Genomic DNA, 17,956 nt, shown 5'->3' on the forward strand with positions numbered 1-17,956 from the left:
GTCGCCGCCTGGCCTCAGATTTAACTCCTTAACTACTCAATCCTCAACTAAAATCTTAAAACAAATAATTCAATCACTTACTTAACAATCAATACTTTTAATTTTATGACAAATATTTGTTTGACAATGAGATTAATTCAAGCTACAATCTAATACTTAATTTTTAAAGGTTAGAAATGGTTAGAATAATAACAATCCTTCTCCTCTTTTTTTCACTTACATTCGGTGCCATTAATATTAATAAGGCAAATTCGGCGCAGCTGCAAACACTTTATGGGATCGGTCCGACAAAAGCCCAAGAGATACTGAAATACCGAAAATCTCACGGCCACTTTAAAAGTGTAGAAGAGTTGATGAATGTTAAAGGGATTGGGCCGAAAACACTTCAAAAACTAAAATCGCAGGTGAGTATTCGCTAAGGAATGTAGATTTTATCAACCATTTCGTTGTATTCACCCACTAGATCACTCTCTGCGGTAATGCCGCCGCCGCTTTTATAAATAAGCTTGCCGTCAATATTTTCAATAAAACGAATGGCTACGGCAGAGTAAAGATTTTGTCCGTCAAAATAACCAAATATCCCTGTAAAATATCCACGCTCATACCCTTCGATCGCTTCTATAATTTCAACGCTTTTACGTTTAGGGGTTCCGCTAATGCTTCCTGCCGGTAAAAGTGCACCTATCAGTTCCCCCGCATTTTCTCTCCAATTACTCTCTAAGATACCCGTAATATGAGAACTTACTTGATGTAGTTTTTTGCTTCCGGTATCAATGGTCGTAACATAGCGAAACTTCTCTACCCGTATCTCTTTGGCTACGATACTTAAGTCATTGCGGAGAAGATCGACGATCATGGTGTGTTCCGCAAGCTCTTTAGGGTTATTTAAAAGGGTATTGACGGCATCGGGATGGGATGCGTCTATTGTCCCTTTCATCGGATAGGTGTGGATAGTATTCTCCTCTATTGTGATAAAGGCTTCCGGAGAGAAACAGACAAATTGATCTTTCACCCGCATTTTAAAGGGGGCATGCGCCATTGTATAAATCTCTTTTAACGTGTAATCGGATTCTATAGGAGTCGGTTGTGTTAAATTGAGTAAATAGGTATTACCACTGCGTATATGCTCTTGTATCGTTTCAAATTTTTCTCGATACCGTTCTAATGAAATAGGGAAGTGAAAAGGCTTGTGCGGTGTGTTGGTACAATCGGGGGGGCGATGAAAAGCAAATTCAATATCGTGTGCTTGCATCTCTTCTAACGTAAAGCTATGCAGATATTTTCCTGAGAAATCGGTATAAAAAAAACAGGGAATCCCCGAAGAGACGAGGGAACTTAATCGTTGAGCCATCAGGCGATAAGAGCTTTAAGGACCGCCATACGGATGGCGACACCGTTTCGTACCTGCTCTAAGACTTTGCAACGTGAATCTTTGAGCATCGCATCATCGATATCGATATTGCGATGTACCGGCCCCGGATGGAGCAGAATTAGGTCTCGATTACCGACAAGCTCTTTTGTGATACAAAAATCACTGGCGTAATCTTTAAGGGATCCGTAGGTTTGATGTGAATGGCGCTCTGTTTGCGTGCGTAAACTCATAATAGCATCTACATTATCAATAATATCGTGGAGATTATGGGTCATTTTTAAGTTGCTGTCAGGGAGAAAATGCGGTGGTGCCACAAGGGTGATTTCCATCCCGAAACGGGTTAAGAGTTCGATATTGCTGTTGGCGACACGGGAATTTTTGATATCACCGACGATGGCAATTTTTTTACCTTGGATATTTCCAAAGTGGCGGCGGAGGGTAAAAAGATCCAAAAGTGCTTGCGTTGGATGGGCATGTGCGCCGTCACCCGCATTGATAATAGAGGCATGGGTATGTTCGGCCAGAATATTCGGGACACCGGCATGGGCATGACGGACAATCATCGCATGGGGACCCATAGCGTCAAGGTTTAGAGCGGTATCCACCAAACTTTCCCCTTTTTGGGTAGAGCTTTTCTGAACATCTAAATGAACCACTTCGGCGCCAAGGCGTTTTGCGGCAATTTCAAAGGAACTTTTCGTGCGGGTAGAATTTTCAAAAAAGAGGGTAATAATAATTTTTTCTTTGAGGATGTTATAAAAATTACCGGACAAATAATCTTCTGCATCTTTTAAAACATCTTCTATTTGGGTAGTGGTAAAGTCATCCGTTCGAATTAAATGGCGCATACTCTCTCCTTATTGTGGTGAAATTGTATCTAAAAGTGCTTTGGCTATAGCATCAATATCGTTCTCGATTCGGTAAATACGTTCAAACCGATAAGTAAAATAGGGGAGTGACGTGGTATCGAATGAGGTATCTTGAAGACGGCAGTTGAATCCCACCACATGAGGCACATCAGCATCCTCAAGCGCTTTAATGCTGAGTAAGGTATCGTTAATACATCCGAGATTGCAGTGGGTAACTAAAAGTGTTGAGGCATTGAAGTAGCGCGGTAAATCGATCATCATTTTTTCGGTATCGATCGGAACCATTAATCCTCCCGCCCCTTCGATAATAACAAGATCGCAAAGGGATTCAATTTTTTTCAAAGCGATTTCAAAAAGGGATAAATCAATGTTTTTCCCTTCATTGGCTACAAAAGGGGCTGCGGGAAGGGGCAATTGAAGCGTGACGATATCGTCTAACGTCAAAGATTCTAAATTTGGATTGTGGAGTAAAGCTGTTTGAAAAAGGGCACTTCCATCCGCAGGAAGCGTTGTTACCCCCGTTTCAATTGGTTTATAGATACCGACGCGCAACCCTAACTTTGTGAACGCACTGATGAGTAATCGGGAGGTATAAGTTTTACCGATATCGGTGTTGGTTGCGGTTACGAAAATTCGTTTAGACAAGGAAAGACCCTTTTAGGTTATAATTGCCTCATTTTAATACAGGTTTGATGATGAATCGCTTTGAAGAGTTTACAACCCGCATTGTTCAGCAAGTGGGAAAAAAAGAGGGACCTATCAGTCCCGTGATGGTCAATTCGGCGTCGTTTGGATACGGCAGCAGTGAGACCGGCGAGGGGATATTTGAAGGGTCGATAAAAAAGCCCCTTTATGCCCGCGTCGGAAATCCGACATCGGCCCAGTTGGAACAGATTCTAGCCTCAATGGAGGGTGGGATCGGTGCGATTGCGGCATCTTCAGGTATGGGTGCTACCGCGATGGCAACCCTCAGTCTCTTAAAAACAGGAGATGAAATTATCAGCATCGGAGGGCTCTTTGGAGGAACCTATTCGTATTTTTCTGAGACATTAACCCGCTTTGGGATAACCACCCATTTTTTTGACGTAGATGAGTTAGAAGCGATTGAAGGTGCCATTAATACGGCTACTAAAATTATTTTTTTAGAGAGTGTCGGTAATCCGAATATGCGTCTACCCGATATCGGAAAAATTGCCGATATCGCTAAAACTTACGGTGTCGCATTCATGGTCGATAATACGTGTACCCCGCTTTGCATCGCACCGATAGCTTTGGGTGCGGACGTTGTTGTTTATTCGACGACCAAAATAATTACCGGAAACGCATCGGCATTAGGGGGAGCTGTAATCTACCGTGCAATTTCTGAAGGTGAAGATAAATTCAAAGGGGAGCGTTATCGTGATATCCACCCTTTTATTCAAAAAATGGGTTCAATGGCCTTGATCGCTGTTGCTAAAAAACGGGCTTTACGTGATTTAGGGATGTCGGCTAACGGATTCGGAAGTTACCTTACGATGTTGGGGTTGGAGACGCTACCGCTTCGTCTTGATCGTATTATTCAGAGTGTTGAGCGTGTCGCACATGCATTAAGCGATAAAGGATTTGTTATTAATCACCCTTGTTTGCCGACACATCCTCATCATGAACGGTATCGAACACAATTTGCAAAGGGATGCGGAACACTTTTAACCATTGACATGGGGTCTAAAGAGAGAGCGTTTGAATTCCTTAACCGGTCTAAATTAATTACTATTACCGCCAATATCGGTGACAGTCGTACCTTAGGTCTTCATATGGCATCAACGATCTATCGTGATTTTGATGAGCAAACTAAAGAGTTTTTAGGTATAACTGCCGGACTTATCCGTATTTCGATCGGTTTAGAAAGTGCTGATGCGATTATCGATGATTTTACGAATGCGGCAAAAATTTAAAAAGATTCGGTATAGTTTATGAGACCAAAACACGAACATTCGACAAGTTTAGAACTTACATTGGAACATCCAAAGCAATACAATGTTTTTTTGCTCAATGATGATTACACATCTATGGATTTTGTGGTCGATATTTTGATGAAGTTATTTCGGAAAAATTTTCAAGATGCTCATCGTATCATGATTGAAGTGCACAAATCAGGGCGAGGACTATGTGGAGTCTATCCCTACGAAGTTGCTGAAACGAAAGTGCATCAAGTCGGAGTATTGTCTCGTGAAAACGGATTTCCGTTGAAAGCGATAATGGAGGAAGCATAATTATGGTAAGTACAGAACTGAACGCAATTTTTCAAAAAGCAATTGCCTTTGCAAGGCATCAGCGTCATGAGTATCTTACGATTGAGCATGTGATACTCGCCCTCCTTAACTCACCGGATGGGGAAGCCATTATCCGAAGCTGCGGTGCCGATGTCGAACTGATTCGTGAAGCATTGGGGTCATATTTGATGCAGACGATGGAACCTTTACCCGATGATACAGAACAAGAGCCGTTTGAAACGGTAGCACTTGCTCGTATGATTGACGGAATGATGCATCATGTCCGAAGTGCTCAGAAAGAGTATGCCGATGTGGGAGATCTCATTGCGGCAGTATACGAAGAACACCACACCTATGCGTGTATGCTCCTCGAAGAGTACGGCATTAGCCGCGTAGATGTCCTCGAAGCGATTTCGCATCGTGATGTGGAGAGCACACAAGAAGATTCACGTAGTGAAGGGGCTTTACAAAAATATGCGATTAATCTTATCGCACAAGCACGTAAAGGGAAAATTGATCCGGTTATCGGACGTATTAATGAGATTGAACGCGCGATTCAGACTCTTTGTCGTCGCAAGAAAAATAATCCGCTTTTGATTGGTGAGCCGGGTGTCGGTAAAACCGCAATCGCTGAAGGGTTGGCATTGCGTATCGTCTCCGGTGATGTCCCTATATTACTCGAAGATGCGGAGATTTTTGCCCTTGATTTAGGGGCTATGCTGGCAGGAACGAAATATCGCGGTGATTTTGAGAAACGGCTCAAAGCGGTGATGGATGAAGCCGCAGAACACCCTAATGCAATTTTGTTTATCGATGAAATACATACGATTGTCGGAGCGGGTGCCGTCGGCGGCGGAAGTATGGATGCATCAAATCAGCTTAAGCCTGCACTTGCTTCAGGTGCATTGAAATGTATGGGTGCGACAACGCATGCGGAATATCGAAGCGTTTTTGAAAAAGATCGTGCCCTTAGTCGCCGTTTTTCGCGCATTGAGGTGGGTGAGCCGAGTGAAGAAGAGAGCTTTTTGATTCTTAAAGGACTTCGTGAACGCTATGAAAGGCATCATGGGGTTAAATATACCGATAAGGCACTACGTTCAGCCGTGGAACTCTCCAAAAAATACATTACGGATCGTTTTTTACCCGATGTAGCAATTGATTTGATCGATGAAGCAGGAGCCTCTTTTCATCTTAAAACGCACAAACGTACCACAATTACTCCCCATGATATTGAAACTATTATCTCTAAAATGACGGGAATACCTGCTTCTAAAATGGGTGCTGACGTACGTGAAAAACTCTCTTCTCTCGAAGCGGATCTTCAAAATTTGGTTATAGGGCAAGATCAGGCGATTGCACAAGTAGTCAAAGCAATCAAACGTACTTATGCCGGATTGAGTGCTCCTCATAAACCGATTGCTTCATTTTTATTTTCCGGTCCGACTGGGGTAGGAAAAACAGAATTGGCAAAATCGTTGGCAGAGATTATGGGTATTTACTTCGAACGCTTTGATATGTCTGAGTATATGGAGAAACATGCCCTTAGCCGTCTTATCGGTGCCCCTCCCGGATACGTCGGATTTGAGCAGGGGGGACTTTTGGTTGAAACCGTACGCAAACACCCTTATATGGTTTTATTACTCGATGAGATCGAAAAAGCGCATCCCGATTTAATCAACGTACTTTTGCAAGTCATGGACAGTGCAACACTCACCGACAATACCGGATTTAAAGCCAATTTCTCGAATATTGTATTGGTTATGACTTCTAATATCGGTGCTACTGAACGTACCGTTATGGGCTTTAATGCAGATAGCTCGATCTCCCGCCATGAAGCACTCAAATCATTTTTTACCCCTGAATTCCGTAACCGTTTGGATGGTGTCATCGAGTTTGGGGCATTGCCGATAAGGGTTGTTGAGAGTATCGTGGATAAATTTATACGTCAACTTAATACACAACTCAAAACGAAAAAAGTACACGTTTCTCTTACGGAAGCGGCAAAAATATACCTTGCCAAAATCGGATACGATAAGGCAATGGGGGCGAGACCGCTTTCACGTGTGATTTCTGAGAAAATCAAAGATCCGTTGGTGGATGAGATGCTGTTTGGACGGTTGGTACAAGGTGGGAAAGTTTCGGTAGATTATACGGATCAACTACTATTCGATTATGCGGTATGATTCCAAAGCTTACGTACCAGCTCTCTTTTCCTGATCCAAAAACAGCCTCTGCTGAGGGAATCGTTGCGTATGGCGGTGATCTCTCTCCGTCTCGCTTGATGATGGCGTACCGCAATGGAATATTTCCGTGGTACAGTATTAATGACCCGATTTTGTGGTGGTCACCTGATCCGAGACTTATTCTGGAATTGGATGATTTTAAACTTCATCGATCACTGCGTAAAAAAATCTCTCAGTTTGAAATCCGTTTTGATAGTGTATTTTCAGAGGTGATACGTGAATGTGCAAGTGCACCGCGTCGGGGACAAAAGGGAAGCTGGATTACCCATGAGATGATTGAGGCGTATGAAACGCTTCATGCATTGGGACATGCGCACAGTGTCGAAGCATTTCAAAACGGCGTTTTGGTCGGAGGACTTTATGGGGTGAGTGTCGGAGGTGTATTTTGCGGCGAATCGATGTTTGCTAAAGTTTCTGATGCTTCTAAAGTCGCTTTTGCCGCTTTAGTGGATCGGTTACGTGAAGGGGAATTTGACTTTATCGACTGTCAGGTTCCGACGGAGCATTTGAAAAGTCTTGGGGCAAAAGAGGTTTCGAGAGAATTTTTTTTGAGACGTTTGGCAATGAGTCAAAATAACGACTTAGTACTTGAATCGTGTAAAAATAGTTAATATTAAGTCAAATAAAAATATTATTTTTGGTTTTTTTTGTTATATTTATAATAAGATAATACATTTTTTTAAATATTTTAGATAAAATAACTAATCAAAAAAAAAGGTTAAAAATGAAAAAAATCACTCTACTTGCAGTTAGTGCTGTATCATTAGTCATGTTTTCTGGATGTGCAGGAATGTTTTCTGGTGAAACACAAATGTTGACAGTGAAATCTAGCCCAGCTGGAGCAAATGTTGCAATTAATGGAATGCCAATTGGACAGACTCCTCTTACAGCTCCAATAAGTAAGAAGAAAGACATTTTAATTACTCTAACTAAAGATGGTTATAAAGAAGTTACTGCGCCACTTAATACATCTTTTGACCCAATGGCACTTGTCGGTCTTTTCTCTTATGGTACACCTATTACAACAGATATTCAAAAAGGGACTGCATATCAAATTAGTCCTAATTACTATCAATTCGAACTTCAGAAACAAGATAAATAATTGAAAACAAGCTTTGCTTTATTGATGTTATCAACATTTTTATTTGGGTGTGATAATATCGAGGCAAAGCTTTCTCTATCGGACTTAAAAAAAGCCTCACTCCGTTATTTTATAACAATTAACTATAACTTACTTTCTAATGAAATGAAATATGGCGAAGATGAATATCTTAACAGCTTATATTCTGAAATAGCATCTTTTAAAACAACCATAACGAAAAGTGCAGTGAAAGAAAAATTTTCTTCTATCAAAGATCCATTTGATTTTGCAGTATCAATTACAAAGGAATTAGACTGATATTTGTAAAATGTTTACTTTATATTTTATTGTGCACTTATACTTTATCGGCACAAACTATAGAAGAGATTACAGAGTCTTCTGAATGGAAGTCACTATTACATATCAATGAAAGTAATCAATCTGAAATTACAGATATGAATTTTTTTCTCTCTAAGCAAACCAATCCAAGCATTGAACTAACAACATTATTAGCTAATAAAACATGTGAAAATATTTGTAAATATCCTGCAAGATATCGATTCCTTTCAAAAAAGCTAGACTTAAATATTTCTTTCGATCATTGTGATGAATTAGAAGCATATCTAAAAGATTCCCGTGGAAAATCAGTAAGCTTAGTTTTCGCATCTTCTTTTTTAGGTTCTCCAGCCTCTTATTTCGGTCATACGTTTATTTCTGTAAACAAGGAAAAGAATATACACTTTTCTGAAACGTTTGGATATGCCGCAGAACTTCCACAATCAGGGAATCCTTTTTCTTTAGTTATAAAAGGTGTTTCGGGACAATATAATGGACGATATGTTTTAGCGCCATATTATCAAATGCTTGAGTCGTATAGTGTTATTGAACAAAGAACTTTATATGAATATACTCTTGATTTAAATCAGAGTGAAATAGAAAATATGCTCTGGCATTCTTATGAACTTCAGAACATCAATGTCCCGTATAAATTTTTTACTGAAAATTGTGCATATGAAGTCTTTTGGCTTATTGAAGTAGCAAGACCTTCCATAAGTCTGAGAACAAAACTAAAGCCTTACGTAATCCCATATGAAACAATTCAAGTATTAAAAGATGAGGGGATGGTATTAGATCATAATAAGCGTCAACCATTGATAGAACATTTATATAGAGTATATAGTACTTTGAATAATGACGAAAAGAAGCTTTTTTCATACTGGAAAGAAAGTTCTAATAAAGAGAAAGAATTAGATGACTTAAATATATCGCAAAGCACTAAAAATACGTTTGCGGAACTAATAAATGGCTATTATGATATTTTATTTAAAAAAAATCACAATAGTAAGGCAGATTTTTATGATGTAAAAAAAATTCCTTTTATGAAAACACAAATAAAAGATGTAATCGATTTTGAACCAAGGAAGCCACATAAAGTTTCGTTAGGAGCTATATCCAAAAATGGAAATATGGGAGAACTGTTGAGCTTCCGACCTGTGTTGATGGATAGATTTGAAGAGAGAGATAGTCTTTTAAGTGAATCAACACTTGAATTTTTAAATATGACATTTTCAAGAGTTGATAATAATACAAAACTAGAAAACTTTGACATTATTAAGGTAGAATCTTTGAATAAAAGATTTGATTTTTATGAGCCAAATTCATGGAGAATTTATCTTGGAGCTAATAGAACATTTAATGATAATAGTTTTTCGTCAGTATTTGAAGCAGGAATAGGCTTAACAAAAGGAAATGATCTTTTTAGTGCATATGGACTTGTTCAAATGGCAATATATCCAACACAAGTATCCATAAATTTACAAGCCTTATTTGGATTAAGTTTATGGGTTGAAAAAGGCCATTTAAATTTTGATTATAAAGAAAGTTTTGCAAATTGTGGAGGTTCTTCAAGGAAAGAACACTTAATAACTTTTTATTATCCACTTGGGCAAAGATTTAGCATTCGTGTATCAAATGAGTTTGGGTATCAAGAAAAGAGAATGATAATTGATTACAAATTTTAAAGGATTTGACACATTACTTTTTGTTAAAATTAAGCTTCATTCTTTTATACTAGCTGTTAATTCTTATGAAAAAGGGGTATACATGAAAAAAGTTCTTATTAGTATGGTTGCCGTAGCGGCACTAAGTACAGCAGGTTTTGCAACAGTTAACAATCAAACGGGATGTGGTCTTGGATCACAAATCATTAAAGATGACAGTTCAGCGGTAATGCTTGCTCTCCAAGCAACAACTAACGGAACACTTGGAAACCAAACCTTTGGTGTTACTTCAGGAACATCCGGATGTAGAAAAGCAAACTTTGTTATGAATGAGCGAGCGGCAGAATTCGTAGCGTCAAACATGGATCAGCTTTCTCGTGAGATTGCTATCGGTCAAGGTGAAAGCGTTTCGACTTTAGCTGAACTTTTGAATGTTCAAGACAAAGCGGCATTTGCATCAGCACTTCAAGCAAACTACAACGCTATCTATAGCAATGAAAAAGCCGATATGGCAACGGTACTCGATAACGTTTCTACTATCGCCGGATAATCACTTTCTACGGACGCATTTTATGCGTTCGAGAATTTCTAAGGTTTTTTTTGCCGTTTCTTCTTTTAATATGTGTACTGAGTTTATCAATCTTTGCAGCTTCGACTGATGAACTGATCGCACAAGCTCATTCTAAAAAACTTTCCGAATCTCGTTATTGGCATCTTCTGATGCATACTCCTGTGGATGAAAGTGAGATTGATGATCCCTCTTTTTTCCTCTCTTCAACGGGTAAGACAGATCTCTCTTCTGAACTCGACGCAACCATCAAACAGGTAAATGAAGATCAAAATCGTAGTGATACTTCTGTTTTTTGTCGCTTTCCTGCACGAAGAGCTTGGCTGGAAAAAGAGCTTAACACCTCATTCGGGGAGGGTGAGTGTCGAGGATATGAAGCTCTCGTGGTAAAGATGGATCCCCAAAAAGTGACCCTTGTTTTTCCGAGTGCCCATATCAACTCACCTGCATCAATGTTCGGCCATACCTTTTTACGGATTGATTCCTCAATGGAGTCGAAACTCATGTCATACGCGATCAACTATGCTGCGCATACGGAAGATACAAATGGTTTGTTATTCGCCTATAAAGGGTTGTTTGGGGGCTACTACGGGTACTATTCCATGCTCCCCTATTATGAAAAACTCAAAGAGTATCGTGATTCCGAGTCCAGAGACGTATGGGAATATGATCTTAACCTTACCCATGATGAGGTAATGGCGATGGTACGTCATATTTGGGAGTTACAACATATCAATTCTTGGTACTATTTTTTTGATGAAAACTGCTCTTATCATATGCTATGGCTTACCGAAATAGCCCGTCCGAGCGTACGACTGAGAGAGCATTTCTTTTATTACGTCATTCCTCCCGAAACCGTACGGGCTTTTGAGGATGAAGCACTCGTTACGGAAAAACACTACCGCCCTTCAAAACGGACAAAATTGTTATCATACGAACGTCATCTCTCCTCTCAAGGGCTTAGAGCCGTGAAAGAACTAACCGAGGGTAAAATCAATGCTGCTACATTTAAAGAGGTTGATTTGTGTGAGCAAGAACGCCGCTTTGTCCTTGAGGCGGCGGCAGAACTGGTCGAATATGATTTTATAGAAGGGAAAATATCCAAAGAAGTTTATGCTTTGCGTTATCATGCCCTCCTTAGTCAGCGTGCGGCATTGGGCGAGGGGGAAAATCTTCCGATAGGCATCAAAGCTAATCCTGATACCGCCCACCATTCGGCAAGAGTCGTCGTGGAACAGGGATGGTTTGAACACCGCTCTCCATTGTTGATCGGATGGCGTCCTGCTTTTCATGATTTGAGTGAGGATGATACGGGACATCTCCCCGGGGCGCAAATCGAATTTCTTGATACGTTGGTCGGGATTGAACATGATAACGTGAGAATGGAGAAATTGACCCTTCTCTCTTTGGCTTCCATTACTCCGGTAAGTCACTTTTTTAAGCCATTCTCTTGGAGGATGAAAAGCGGTTGGGATCGTGATTACGGAGCGGATCAATTGAGCTTCGTTACCCGAGTCGGAGCCGGGGCATCGATAGGAAATGATCAGATATTCGGGTATCTTTTGAGCGAACCCGAAATAAGATTAGGGTTTAATGCTGATATCGGTTTAGGTTTTAGTGCAGGGGCGGGAATTAGCTGGAGCGGACGTATGAAAACCTTAGCCGAAGCAGGGCATATTTTTTATCTCGATAAGAGAGATCAAAGTCGTATGAATATTTCTCATTTATGGCAATTAAACACGTCAGGAGCCCTTTCAATGCGTTATGAAACGATTGATCAAGAGTATCGGGAAGAACGCTTGATGCTCGGTATGAACCTCTATTTTTAATTATTTTTCGGCATAATAGTTCTAATTTAAAGAATGGAGTTTTTATGTATTTAGAGGAAGCTCGCTTCGCCCTTTGGGCTGATTTTATCGAACGAACCTTTTTGGAAACAGGGTTTAGAGAACTCATCGATAAAGGGATTATCAACGGTGCCACTTCCAACCCCGCTATTTTTAAAAGTGCGATCCTTACCTCACCGGCGTATCAAGAGCAACTCGCTACTCTCACCCATTTATCCTCCAAAGCAAAGTATGAAGCGTTGGCAATTTTTGATATCCAGAGTGCCGCCGATATTTTACGTCCTCTGTATGACAAAGGAGATGACGGGTACGTGAGTATCGAAGTTGATCCTTTTTTATGTGATGATAGCGAGGCTACGATTGCGGAGGGGGTACGGCTGCACGGTAGTATCAACCGACCTAATGTAATGATAAAAGTTCCTGCAACGGATGCCGGATATATCGCGATGGAAACGCTTGCAGGAATGGGAATTCCGGTGAATGCGACGTTGATTTTTTCGGTTGAGCAAGCGCTTAAATGTGCGGATGCATTTAATAAAGCTGCTCAAAAATCTTCGGTTGATACGGTTATCAGTGTCTTTGTAAGTCGAATAGACCGCGCTATTGATGAGACACTACGTGCACAGGGAATTCAGACCGGATTGATGGGGATACTCAACGCGAGTGATATTTATAATCGCGTTGAAGCATTGCACGTTCCGAAATGTCGTGTACTTTTTGCCAGTACCGGCGTTAAAGGCTCTGAATTCAGAGCCTCGTATTATATCGATGAACTTTTGGCACCTAACAGTGTCAATACGGCACCGATTGCGACGATTGACGCGTATGTGCTCGGAGGGGATAGAACATTGAAATTGCCGAAAAATGCAGTGAGTATTCAAGAACATCATAACAAAGTGGCGAATGCCGGAATTGTGATGGAAGATATCATTAAACAGCAGATAGAAGAGGGATTGGATGCATTTAAAGTTGCGTTCACCGAAATTCTGGACGCATTGGAGTAATAAGATGAGTCAGCAAAACGACCAAACGGATACAGGTGAGCTTAAATTTGAGGTATTGAAAAAAATTCGAGGTTATTTGCGCCGTATGGTGGATGCGGGGGGAAGTGACTTGCATATTAAAGCCAATAGCATTGTACGCGCTCGTATTAACGGAGAGATTGTCCCTTTATCGGGTGAAACTCTCTCAAAAGAAGATGCCTTTATTTTTGCAAAAGAGTTACTCCAAACGCGTTTTTCTGAATTGGTAGAAAAAAAAGAGCTTGATCTGGTATATCCATTCGATGAAAACACCCGTTTTCGTATCAATATTTTCTTTCAAATGGAAGGGGTGTCGGCAGTTTTTCGTTTGATTCCGGTTAAAATTTTGAGCATTGATGAACTTAATCTTCCTGCGGTTATTCATACCTTTTCTGAGATGGAACGGGGACTTGTTTTGGTCACCGGGGTCACCGGAAGCGGTAAATCAACAACGTTAGCGGCATTGATCGATGAAATAAATTTGAAGCGACGTAAACATATTATTACTATTGAAGATCCGATCGAGTTTGTCCATAAAGATCGTAAGTGTATTATAAATCAGCGTAGTGTCGGACAAGATACTCTAAGCTTTGGCAATGCACTCCGCGCCGCTTTGCGTGAAGACCCCGATATTATTTTGGTCGGAGAGATGCGAGATACGGAGACCATTGAGATTGCGTTGCATGCGGCAGATACGGGACATTTGGTTTTTTCGACCCTTCACACTTTGGACGCCAAGGAGACGGTTAACCGTATCATTTCGGTTTTTCCGACCGGTGAACAAAACCGTGTTCGGATGACACTCGCTTCCGTTCTTAAAGGGATTATTTCTCAGCGGCTTATTCCTACGGTAGAGGGAAAACGGACAGCGGCATTGGAGATATTGATCCGAACTCCTCGTATTGAGCAGCTCATTGCCGAAAATCGCGATATTGAAATCCCGGATACGATTGCGGAAGGGAAAGAGCTCTATAAATCGCAAACATTTGATCAGGGGATTTTGGATTTGTATCTTGCACAGCGTATCAGTCGTGAGGATGCATTATCTTATGCAACGTCTCCATCGGATTTAAAACTTCGTATGGAGGGGTTGAGCACGGCAGTGGATAAAGGGAAACTCGGGCTAGATGAGGGTCTGAGAGAGTTTAGAGAAGAGGATTACATAGGGTTAAAAGAGTAGATAGGGTTTAGAATAAAATAAGCTATGTTTAAGTATAATTCGCCCCATTTTATTTACGAAGGACATGATTATGTTAGAAGGCATTGTAAGAGAGAGTATTGGCAAAGCTGCTACAAAAGCGTATCGCCGTGATGGTTATCTCATTGCCAACATCTACGGAAAAGGGCTTGAAAACGTTCACGCCGCGTTCAAAATGAACGATTTTATCCGTACGGTGCGCAATAAAGAAACCGTAGCATTTGCTGTAAAAGTTGGCGGAAAAGAGATGAACCTTGTTGTTCAAGGGTATGAGTCTCATCCGGTATCCGGCAATTTGTTGCACGTTGATTTGATGGTTGCGCAACCGGGTGTGGTTACTCACTATCATGTTCCTGTTAATGCGGTAGGAACTCCAATCGGTTTGAAAAACAAAGGTATGTTGTTTGTTGCAAAAAAACGTCTTCGCGTAAAAGCGGCGATTGAAAACTTGCCGGCTAATATCACTATCGATGTTGCTCCGCTTGATCTCGGTGATTCAGTATTGGTTCGTGATCTTCCACGTGTTGAAAACGTTACGTTTACTGATTCAGACCGTGTATCGGTTCTTAGTATCATCAAAGCGAAATAATGATGCTTATCGTCGGACTGGGAAACCCCGGCTCGGCGTATGCGCAAACCCGGCATAATATCGGGTTTATGGTGATTGACGAGCTTTGCCGTCGTCGTAGTGTGCAAAATGTTTCAAAGAGCTCCTTCGAAGGGGAGTTGTTTAAAATGGGTCAGCACTTTCTTCTTAAACCTACTACGTTTATGAATCTCTCCGGTCGCTCTATCCTCGCCGTTAAAAATTTCTATAAAATCGATGAAGTCATTGTTGTTCATGATGATTTGGATATACCATTCGGTGCGTTGCGTTTTAAAAGCGGTGGCGGTCATGGCGGACATAACGGATTAAAATCGACCGATGCAGCTATATCTGCCGATTATATCCGTGTCCGTATGGGAATCGGCAAACCGGAACACAAATCGCAAGTGGCCGATTATGTGCTCCATCCGTTTAGTGCGGAAGAACAAACCAAGCTTCCCGCATGGATAGCTTCCGCTGCTGATGCCGTTGAAATGCTTCTTGAATACAGTTGCAGCGATGTTGCCTCCAAATATTCGATGAAGGGGCTGTAAAAATTTTGCAGGTTTTATTGGATACAATAAACTTCAATTTTTATAGTTAGGCTATCATGCTTGCATTTACTACTTTATCGTTACTTTATCTACGTTATTTTTCGATTGTTCTGATCGCATTAAGCAGTTTTATGGTGGGATTTGATCTGATGGATAATGCGTCAGAACTGCCGAGTTCCGCCAATCTTGTATTAATCTATATCATGTATAAATATTTTTATGCGATTGATATGATGCTTCCGATATCCCTCGTTTTTGCGATCATCGCCTCTTTGGTTGAATTGGTTCGCTCTAATGCGCTGGCGGCGTATTTTGCCCTTGGATATTCCAAAACTCGAATAATGGTACCGTTTTTGAGTGTAGCGGGGGGGATGATTATCGGTTACATTGCCCTTCATTCGACCAATTTTGCCCGATCAAACGAGTTTGCCAACAATTTGCGTGAGACTTCCCAATTTATTCGTCCTACGAGTAATCTTTTTTTCACACACGAGGGAAGTTATATCTATTTCGGCAACCTCTATCCTTTGAGTAAAAAAGCGGAAGATATCCGAATTTTTACTTTTGAAAAGGGGCATTTAAAAGAGGCGTTAAGTGCAAAAGAAGCACATTACGATAATGAATTTTGGAATATTAAAAAGGCTCATATTATAAGTCCTCCGCAAGGGTTTGATCTCAAGGGACTCGGGATAACGAGCGAAGATCGCCATAATCTCAAAGTATTACGTGATTTTAAACCTAAAATATTGGATCAGGTGTATGAAGGAAAAGCCAATTTTACCATTGGTGATGGCTTGGATGCCCTTGCTCTTTTGGAAAATCAAAATGTTGACGTGGCCAAAATAAAAAGTGCAATGTACCGTATTTTTATCTCTCCATGGTTTGCCCCGATTTTAATGGTTATTTTTTTCACCTATGCACCGGTGAGCAGCCGTTTTTTAAATCTCTCATTTTTTAGCTTCGGTGCTATCTTAGTAACTCTGATTACATGGGGCTTGTTGTTTATGTTGGGTGAACTCTCAAATAATAAAACACTCTCTCCTGAAATGGGGATTATCACCCCGATTATTCTCTTGTGCTGTGTCATGTTATGGCGTCTTGGAAATCCCCTAAGGAGAGTTAGGGTAAAATCGCGACAAAACTAATCAATGAGGATTAAGGGTGATCGATTTTAAAGCTCTGGCACAAACGTACGGAACGCCTTTGTACGTATATGATTTTGATGCGATGCGTACACAATTTGAATCATTAAAAGAGGCTTTTCGCGGTCGTAAATCAATTTTGGCGTATGCGGTTAAAGCAAATTCTAACCTTAGCGTTGTCAAGCATTTTGCGCAGATGGGTTCGGGTGCCGATTGTGTATCGATCGGTGAAGTACGTCGTGCGTTGATGGCGGGTGTTCCGAAATACCGTATACTTTTTAGCGGCGTAGGTAAACGCGATGATGAGATTCGTGAAGCGATTGAATCGGATATTCTCTATATCAATGTAGAGAGTGAAGCGGAACTCTCTCGTGTTGAAATGATTGCACGGGAGTTGAAGTCCAAAGCCCGTATTAGTATCCGTGTTAATCCGAATATCGATCCAAAAACCCATCCGTATATCTCTACCGGACTTCATGACAATAAATTCGGGGTTGAAATCGCTGCGGCAAAACGGATGTATATTCAAGCAAAAAATTCAGCCCATTTAGACCCAGTAGGTATCCATTTCCATATCGGAAGCCAATTGACCGAACTAGAACCGATTTACGAGGCGGCGGTGATAGTAGCCGATTTGCTCCGCTCATTGCAAGCGATCGATATTGAGTTAAAATTTTTCGATATCGGCGGTGGATTAGGGGTTCGTTACGATAACGAAACAACGATTAAACCGTATGATTATGCACAGGCGATCCTCGCTGCCCTCAAAGGGATAGACGTCACGATAATTTGTGAGCCGGGACGCTTTTTGACCGCCAATGCGGGATATTTTTTAACCAAAGTACTCTATGAGAAGCATAACGGTGAAAAACGTTTCGTTATGGTGGACGGAGCAATGAACGATCTTATACGTCCGAGCTTGTATAAAGCGTATCACCGTATCGAAGCGTTGGACAAGAGCGGTGATGAGAGTGTGGCCGATGTTGTCGGACCTGTCTGTGAAAGTGGTGATTTTTTAGCCAAAAACTATCCCCTCCCTCCGATGGAGCATAACGACCTTTTGGTGGTTCACAGTGCCGGAGCCTACGGTTTCGGGATGGGGAGTAACTACAATACGCGCGGGCGTTCAGCCGAAATTGCGGTTGAATCGGGCAATGAACGTTTAATTCGCCGTCGTGAAACGTTTGAAGACGTTATTGCGCTAGAACGCGAGTATTTGTAG

The 17,956-nt window shown here is 41.1% G+C and carries 19 protein-coding genes; 16 read left to right on the forward strand and 3 right to left on the reverse strand.

Annotated features, from left to right (window positions below; genetic code table 11):
• Positions 1-176 precede the first annotated feature (176 nt).
• The gene (locus tag RMO68_RS10340) at positions 177-419 is read left to right on the forward strand and encodes a ComEA family DNA-binding protein (RefSeq protein WP_409574826.1); all 243 of its coding nucleotides are present in this window, start codon (positions 177-179) and stop codon (positions 417-419) included.
• Here the strand turns inward: RMO68_RS10340 and RMO68_RS10345 are convergent.
• From RMO68_RS10345 to bioD, 3 genes are read right to left on the reverse strand one after another with little or no spacing between them, the layout of a single operon-like run.
• Positions 416-1,351 (reverse strand): aminodeoxychorismate synthase component I, encoded by a 936-nt coding sequence (locus RMO68_RS10345; protein ID WP_310440677.1) that lies wholly within the window; start codon positions 1,349-1,351, stop codon positions 416-418. The genes RMO68_RS10340 and RMO68_RS10345 overlap by 4 nt on opposite strands.
• Positions 1,351-2,220 (reverse strand): aspartate carbamoyltransferase catalytic subunit, encoded by an 870-nt coding sequence (locus RMO68_RS10350; protein WP_310440678.1) that lies wholly within the window; start codon positions 2,218-2,220, stop codon positions 1,351-1,353. The genes RMO68_RS10345 and RMO68_RS10350 overlap by 1 nt, the downstream gene beginning before the upstream one ends.
• Before the next feature lie 9 nt (positions 2,221-2,229).
• Entirely contained in the window at positions 2,230-2,886 is a 657-nt protein-coding gene (gene bioD / locus RMO68_RS10355; protein WP_310440679.1) for a dethiobiotin synthase, read from the reverse strand.
• A 47-nt stretch (positions 2,887-2,933) separates the two neighbouring features.
• Between bioD and RMO68_RS10360 the strand changes: the two genes are divergently transcribed.
• From RMO68_RS10360 to lysA, 15 genes are all read left to right on the forward strand, one after another.
• Positions 2,934-4,175: a PLP-dependent transferase gene (locus RMO68_RS10360; RefSeq protein ID WP_310440680.1), complete on the forward strand. Its 1,242-nt coding sequence runs from the start codon at positions 2,934-2,936 to the stop codon at positions 4,173-4,175.
• A gap of 18 nt (positions 4,176-4,193) precedes the next feature.
• On the forward strand, positions 4,194-4,493 hold the full coding sequence (locus RMO68_RS10365) for an ATP-dependent Clp protease adaptor ClpS (protein WP_310440681.1): 300 nt from the start codon (positions 4,194-4,196) through the stop codon (positions 4,491-4,493).
• A 2-nt stretch (positions 4,494-4,495) separates the two neighbouring features.
• Positions 4,496-6,676 carry an ATP-dependent Clp protease ATP-binding subunit ClpA gene (gene clpA / locus RMO68_RS10370; protein ID WP_310440682.1) on the forward strand — a complete coding sequence of 727 codons (2,181 nt, stop codon included), beginning with the start codon at positions 4,496-4,498 and terminating at the stop codon, positions 6,674-6,676.
• On the forward strand, positions 6,673-7,347 hold the full coding sequence (gene aat, locus RMO68_RS10375) for a leucyl/phenylalanyl-tRNA--protein transferase (RefSeq protein WP_310440683.1): 675 nt from the start codon (positions 6,673-6,675) through the stop codon (positions 7,345-7,347). Before clpA ends, aat begins: the two co-directional genes overlap by 4 nt.
• A 113-nt stretch (positions 7,348-7,460) precedes the next feature.
• Positions 7,461-7,838 (forward strand): PEGA domain-containing protein, encoded by a 378-nt coding sequence (locus tag RMO68_RS10380; RefSeq protein WP_310440684.1) that lies wholly within the window; start codon positions 7,461-7,463, stop codon positions 7,836-7,838.
• A complete protein-coding gene (locus tag RMO68_RS10385; RefSeq protein ID WP_310440685.1) occupies positions 7,839-8,135 on the forward strand; it encodes a hypothetical protein in 297 nt (98 codons plus the stop codon).
• A gap of 137 nt (positions 8,136-8,272) precedes the next feature.
• Positions 8,273-9,838 (forward strand): DUF4105 domain-containing protein, encoded by a 1,566-nt coding sequence (locus RMO68_RS10390; protein WP_310440686.1) that lies wholly within the window; start codon positions 8,273-8,275, stop codon positions 9,836-9,838.
• Between the two features lie 82 nt (positions 9,839-9,920).
• On the forward strand, positions 9,921-10,367 hold the full coding sequence (locus RMO68_RS10395; protein WP_310440687.1) for a DUF3015 family protein: 447 nt from the start codon (positions 9,921-9,923) through the stop codon (positions 10,365-10,367).
• A 50-nt stretch (positions 10,368-10,417) separates the two neighbouring features.
• Positions 10,418-12,214, forward strand: a complete 1,797-nt coding sequence (locus RMO68_RS10400; RefSeq protein WP_310440688.1) for a DUF4105 domain-containing protein — start codon at positions 10,418-10,420, stop codon at positions 12,212-12,214.
• 44 nt (positions 12,215-12,258) lie between these two features.
• Positions 12,259-13,236, forward strand: a complete 978-nt coding sequence (locus RMO68_RS10405; protein WP_310440689.1) for a transaldolase — start codon at positions 12,259-12,261, stop codon at positions 13,234-13,236.
• Positions 13,237-13,240: 4 nt separating this feature from the next.
• A complete protein-coding gene (locus RMO68_RS10410) occupies positions 13,241-14,434 on the forward strand; it encodes a PilT/PilU family type 4a pilus ATPase (protein WP_310440690.1) in 1,194 nt (397 codons plus the stop codon).
• A 70-nt stretch (positions 14,435-14,504) separates the two neighbouring features.
• Complete coding sequence (locus tag RMO68_RS10415) at positions 14,505-15,041, forward strand: 50S ribosomal protein L25/general stress protein Ctc (RefSeq protein WP_310440691.1); 537 nt, start codon at positions 14,505-14,507, stop codon at positions 15,039-15,041.
• 2 nt (positions 15,042-15,043) lie between these two features.
• The gene (gene pth / locus RMO68_RS10420) at positions 15,044-15,592 is read left to right on the forward strand and encodes an aminoacyl-tRNA hydrolase (RefSeq protein ID WP_310440828.1); all 549 of its coding nucleotides are present in this window, start codon (positions 15,044-15,046) and stop codon (positions 15,590-15,592) included.
• 56 nt (positions 15,593-15,648) lie between these two features.
• The gene (locus RMO68_RS10425) at positions 15,649-16,737 is read left to right on the forward strand and encodes an LptF/LptG family permease (RefSeq protein WP_310440692.1); all 1,089 of its coding nucleotides are present in this window, start codon (positions 15,649-15,651) and stop codon (positions 16,735-16,737) included.
• 16 nt (positions 16,738-16,753) lie between these two features.
• Entirely contained in the window at positions 16,754-17,956 is a 1,203-nt protein-coding gene (gene lysA, locus RMO68_RS10430) for a diaminopimelate decarboxylase (RefSeq protein WP_310440693.1), read from the forward strand.

The sequence above is a fragment of the Sulfuricurvum sp. genome (assembly GCF_031427015.1).
Lineage (GTDB): Bacteria > Campylobacterota > Campylobacteria > Campylobacterales > Sulfurimonadaceae > Sulfuricurvum.